Here is a 4,041-nt window from a genome sequence, read left to right on the forward strand (position 1 = left end):
GCTCTGGAAACTGCCCAACCTGGGCGCGCTGGACTGCCACGAGTACGTGCTCGACTGGCTGAGCGTGACGCTGGGCAAGGGATTGCCCACGGCCCACCGGCGGATCGCCTACGTGCGGCAGCACGGCGACGGCCCCTTCGGCGCGTGCGAGTGGACGCCACCCGTCGGCCCCGGTCAGGCCTACTTCTAGTGTCCCGTCCTCGAAGTCATGTTAAGAGCCTGCCGGCATGCGGCGCCGGGGCCGACGGGCGCGTGCGGCAGGGTTCGCCGGGACCCGTTCCCGCCCGCTGGCCACGGACCCCGCGTCCCCAGGTGGAGCCCAGCCGCCACGGGGCCGCGGACGCGTGCCGCGTGGTCCCGCGATCCCTGCCGCACGTGCCCGTCGGCCCCGCCGGCAGCGGCGCGAGCGCGGCGATCGTTAACATGACTGCCCAGACGGAACACTAGAGGTGGGGCCCGTGCCCATCCGGAGCGACGTGGTGGGAAGCCTCCTTCGACCGGTGGACCTCGTGGAGGCGCGCGAGGCGCTGGAGGCCGGCCGCCTGCGTCCCCCCGCGTTCAAGCGCATCGAGGACCGCGCGGTGGACGAGGCCATTGCGCTGCAGGAGGCCGCGGGCCTCGACGCCGTCACCGACGGCGAGCTCAGACGCTACGCCTTCTTCGGCCACCTGATCGAGGCCCTCGACGGCTTCGACAAGTTCGGGGGCTGGGCCATTCCCTTTCACAACGAGCAGGGCGGGGAGCTCGTCTTCAAGCGGCCGGTGGTGGTCGACAAGCTCCGCTGGCGCCGGAGCATGGGCGCCGAGGAGTTCGTCTACCTGCGCGCGCGGACCTCGCGGCCCGCGAAGGTCACCCTCATCAGCACGCAGCAGGCGGCGGCCTACTGGGACCCCGTGAAGTCGAAGGGCGCCTACCCGACGCGCGACGCCTACCTCGCCGACGTCGTCGACGTCACCCGCCGCGAGGTGGAGGAACTGGTCCGCCTCGGCTGTACGTACGTCCAGATCGACGCCCCCCAGTACGCCGCGCTGCTGGACCCTGCGCTCCGCGAGGGCTATCGCCGGCGGGGCAGCGACCCCGACCGGCTCATCGACGCCTGCGTCGAGATGGACAACGCGGTCATCGGCGACCACCCGGGGATCACCTTCGCGCTCCACATCTGCCGCGGCAACAACCAGTCGATGTTCTACGCCAGCGGCGGCTACGAACCGATCGCCCGGGTGTTCGGCCGGAGCCGCTTCCAGCGCTTCCTCCTCGAGTACGACGACGAGCGCTCGGGGGGCTTCGAGCCGCTGCGTTCGGTGCCCGAGGATCGGGTGGTGGTGCTGGGGCTGGTGACGACGAAGAAGCCACGCCTGGAGTCCGTGGACGAGCTCCGCCGGCGCATCGACGAGGCAACGAAGTTCATCCCGCTGGAACGGCTGGCCCTCAGCCCCCAGTGCGGCTTCGCTTCCACCCTGGAGGGCAACCGCATCACCCCGGAGGATCAGCGCCGCAAGCTCCACCGGGTGGCGGAGACGGCCCGTCTGGTGTGGGGCCACTGACCGAATCTTCGACAGGAGGAGATCGATGAAAGTGCTGGCCCTGCTCGTGCTCGCGTTCCTCGGTGTCGGGCCGCTCGCCGCGTGGGCGGAGTCCGTCAAGGTCGGAGCCGTGGTCCCCCTCACCGGCCGTTACGGCGCCGGGGGCGCCCAGGTGCGGGCGGGATACGAGATCGCGGTCGAGCAGCTGAACGCGGCCGGGGGCGTCACCGTGGGCGGCAGGAAGATGACGCTGGAGCTCGTCCTCCTCGACGACGAGTCCGACGCCACCAAGACGGTGAGCCGCCTGGAGACGCTGGCGGCGCAAGGCGTGGTCGCCTACCTCGGCGGGTTCGGATCGGACCTCCACGCCGCCGCCGCCTCCGTGGGCGAGAAGAACAGGATCCCCTACCTGGGCGTGGCCTTCGCGCTCTACAAGGTCCACCAGCAGGGCTTCCGCTACCTCTTCTCGCCCTTCTGGAAGTCCCCCGACATCGGCCAGCAGACACAGGGGCTGCTCGCCACCATCCCCGCCGCCGAGCGCCCGAAGACGGCGGCGATCTTCCAGGAGAAGACGGATTGGGGGCGCGAGATGGCCACCGCCTGGACCGAGGCGGGCAAGGCGGCCGGCTACCAGGTGATCGTGCAGGGCGAGTACGCCCCGGGCGCGAAGGACTTCTCCGACCTCATCTTGAAGGCCAAGGCGGCCAACGCCGACGCCGTCTTCGCGCTGCCCACGCCTCCCGACGGCATGACCATGATCAAGCAGATGAAGGAACTCGGGTATACACCGAAGCTCACGGTCTTCATCCGGGCTCCTGATCCACCCATCTGGTCGAAGAACCTGGGCAAGGACGGTGATTTTGTCGTGCTGGGGCCCGGCTGGCACAATGCCGTGAAGGCGCCCGGCGTGAAGGAGCTCAACGAGGCTCACGTCAAGAAGATCGGCCGCCCCGCCGATCCCATCGCCGGACCCGCGTACGCGTGCGTGCAGATCCTGGCCGCCGCCGTCACGCGTGCCGGTTCCCTCGATCGGGAGAAGGTGCGCGACGCCATCGCCGCCACCGACATGACCACCGTGATCGGGCCCGTCAAGTTCCGCCCCGACGGCACGGGCATCGTGCAGTCGGTGTTCGTGCAGTGGCTCAACGGCAAGCAGGAGCTGATCTGGCCCCGGGAGTCGGCCACGGCGCCGCTGGCCTACCCGGCGCCGCCGTTCGCGAAGCGCTGATGCGGGGGGGCTGAAATGGAGACCGGGAAGCCAGAGCGGACCCTGGTACGCGCGGGTTTCGTGCTGTTTCTGCTGGCGCTGTTTACGGGAGTGGCAATACCTGCGTTCCTGAACCAGAAGATGGCGCTGGCCGCCCACTTGACGGGTGTCTTGAATGCCCTGGTGTTGATCGCTCTCGGCCTGGCCTGGGGCCTGGTGGCGTTGGGCCCGGTGCAGGCCAGGCTCACGATGGGCGTGTTCCTGTACGGAACCTACGTCAATTGGGGCACCACGTGTCTGGCCGCTGCGTGGGGGACCAGTCGCCTGACACCCCTGTCGGGAGCCGGGTACAGCGCAGCCCCGTGGAAGGAACTGGTGGTGCAGGTTCTTCTGCTCTCTCTCGTCCTCGCCATGATCACGGGGGCCCTCCTGGTCGTCTACGGATTTCGCCCGTCGGCCTCGCGAGCAAGGGCCGGTCTGCCAAGAACCATCGCCTGATGCCCGTGAGATAGCCTATGGATACCGCACTCGACCTTCTCCACGCCCTGACGCTGCCGTTTGTGATCGTCGGGGGCCTCGTCTCGCTGTTCCTGTGGTGGAAGAGCGGGTTTTGGGTCCCTCGGTACATCCACGTCATCGCGGGTCTTTCCAGTTTGCTCGGGCTGCTCCTCTCATGGATGGCTCGTGATCTGGACCACCCCCTGAAGGAGCGCCACGTTTGGATCGCGGTGATCTTTCCGGCGCTGGTGTATGTGGTGTTTGGATTTTATGGCGGGCGTGTTATCGAGCAGCACCTGCTGGAGAAGCAGCACGAGAAAGACCGTGCCCCTTAGCTCGTCATTTTCAAAAGAGTATTGGCGTGCCCTTCAAGTCTCGTTGGTCTTTCAGATCGCCATTGGTCTTCTGGCCGCCACGACTCTCGATGGCGGCGCCGTCCTTCAGCTCTGGTCTTGTGCCGCGGCGGCTTACTGGGTGGGTCTGATCTGGATACTCTTCAAGCGTCCCCACGCGCCAACGAAGGTCGATCTGTTCTCTTTGTCTTCATCCCGTTACTCCGCCACCTCGTATGGAGGCTGAGGGGTTTCTAACCCCGCGCCATGCCCCTGCTCCAGGTGGAGCGCGTGTCGAAGGCCTTCGGCGGCGTCCGCGCCGTCCACGAGGTCAGCTTCGCCCTCGAGGAGGGCGAGCTGCTGGGCATCATGGGCCCCAACGGGTCGGGGAAGACGACGCTCTTCAACCTGATCAGCGGCGCGCTCAGCCCCGACGCCGGGCGCATCCGCCTTCGCGGCCACGACATCGGCGGACTGGCGC

6 protein-coding genes are annotated in these 4,041 nt (G+C 68.1%); all 6 read left to right on the top strand.

Annotation, left to right across the window (positions count from 1 at the left end; translation table 11 throughout):
* The coding region (locus VGV13_06030) for a hypothetical protein (protein HEV8640640.1) at nucleotides 1–190 on the top strand (190 nt) is incomplete at its 5' end.
* Nucleotides 191–458: 268 nt separating this feature from the next.
* Nucleotides 459–1,544, top strand: coding sequence for a cobalamin-independent methionine synthase II family protein (locus VGV13_06035; protein HEV8640641.1), 1,086 nt, complete (start codon nucleotides 459–461; stop codon nucleotides 1,542–1,544).
* A 25-nt stretch (nucleotides 1,545–1,569) separates the two neighbouring features.
* The gene (locus VGV13_06040; GenBank protein ID HEV8640642.1) at nucleotides 1,570–2,751 is read left to right on the top strand and encodes an amino acid ABC transporter substrate-binding protein; all 1,182 of its coding nucleotides are present in this window, start codon (nucleotides 1,570–1,572) and stop codon (nucleotides 2,749–2,751) included.
* Nucleotides 2,752–2,766: 15 nt separating this feature from the next.
* Nucleotides 2,767–3,228, top strand: coding sequence for a hydrogenase (locus tag VGV13_06045; GenBank protein ID HEV8640643.1), 462 nt, complete (start codon nucleotides 2,767–2,769; stop codon nucleotides 3,226–3,228).
* Between the two features lie 17 nt (nucleotides 3,229–3,245).
* Nucleotides 3,246–3,563, top strand: coding sequence for a hypothetical protein (locus VGV13_06050; protein ID HEV8640644.1), 318 nt, complete (start codon nucleotides 3,246–3,248; stop codon nucleotides 3,561–3,563).
* Between the two features lie 264 nt (nucleotides 3,564–3,827).
* Nucleotides 3,828–4,041 (top strand): ATP-binding cassette domain-containing protein (locus VGV13_06055; GenBank protein HEV8640645.1); only part of this gene is annotated, 214 nt, incomplete at its 3' end.

Source organism: Candidatus Methylomirabilota bacterium (assembly GCA_036001065.1).
Taxonomy (GTDB): domain Bacteria; phylum Methylomirabilota; class Methylomirabilia; order Rokubacteriales; family CSP1-6; genus MNEF01.

Coding starts and splice junctions, on each gene's coding strand:
- VGV13_06045 (HEV8640643.1), top strand. CDS start 2,767: ATGGAGACCGGGAAGCCAGAGCGGACCCTGGTACGCGCGGGTTTCGTG.
- VGV13_06050 (HEV8640644.1), top strand. CDS start 3,246: ATGGATACCGCACTCGACCTTCTCCACGCCCTGACGCTGCCGTTTGTG.
- VGV13_06040 (HEV8640642.1), top strand. CDS start 1,570: ATGAAAGTGCTGGCCCTGCTCGTGCTCGCGTTCCTCGGTGTCGGGCCG.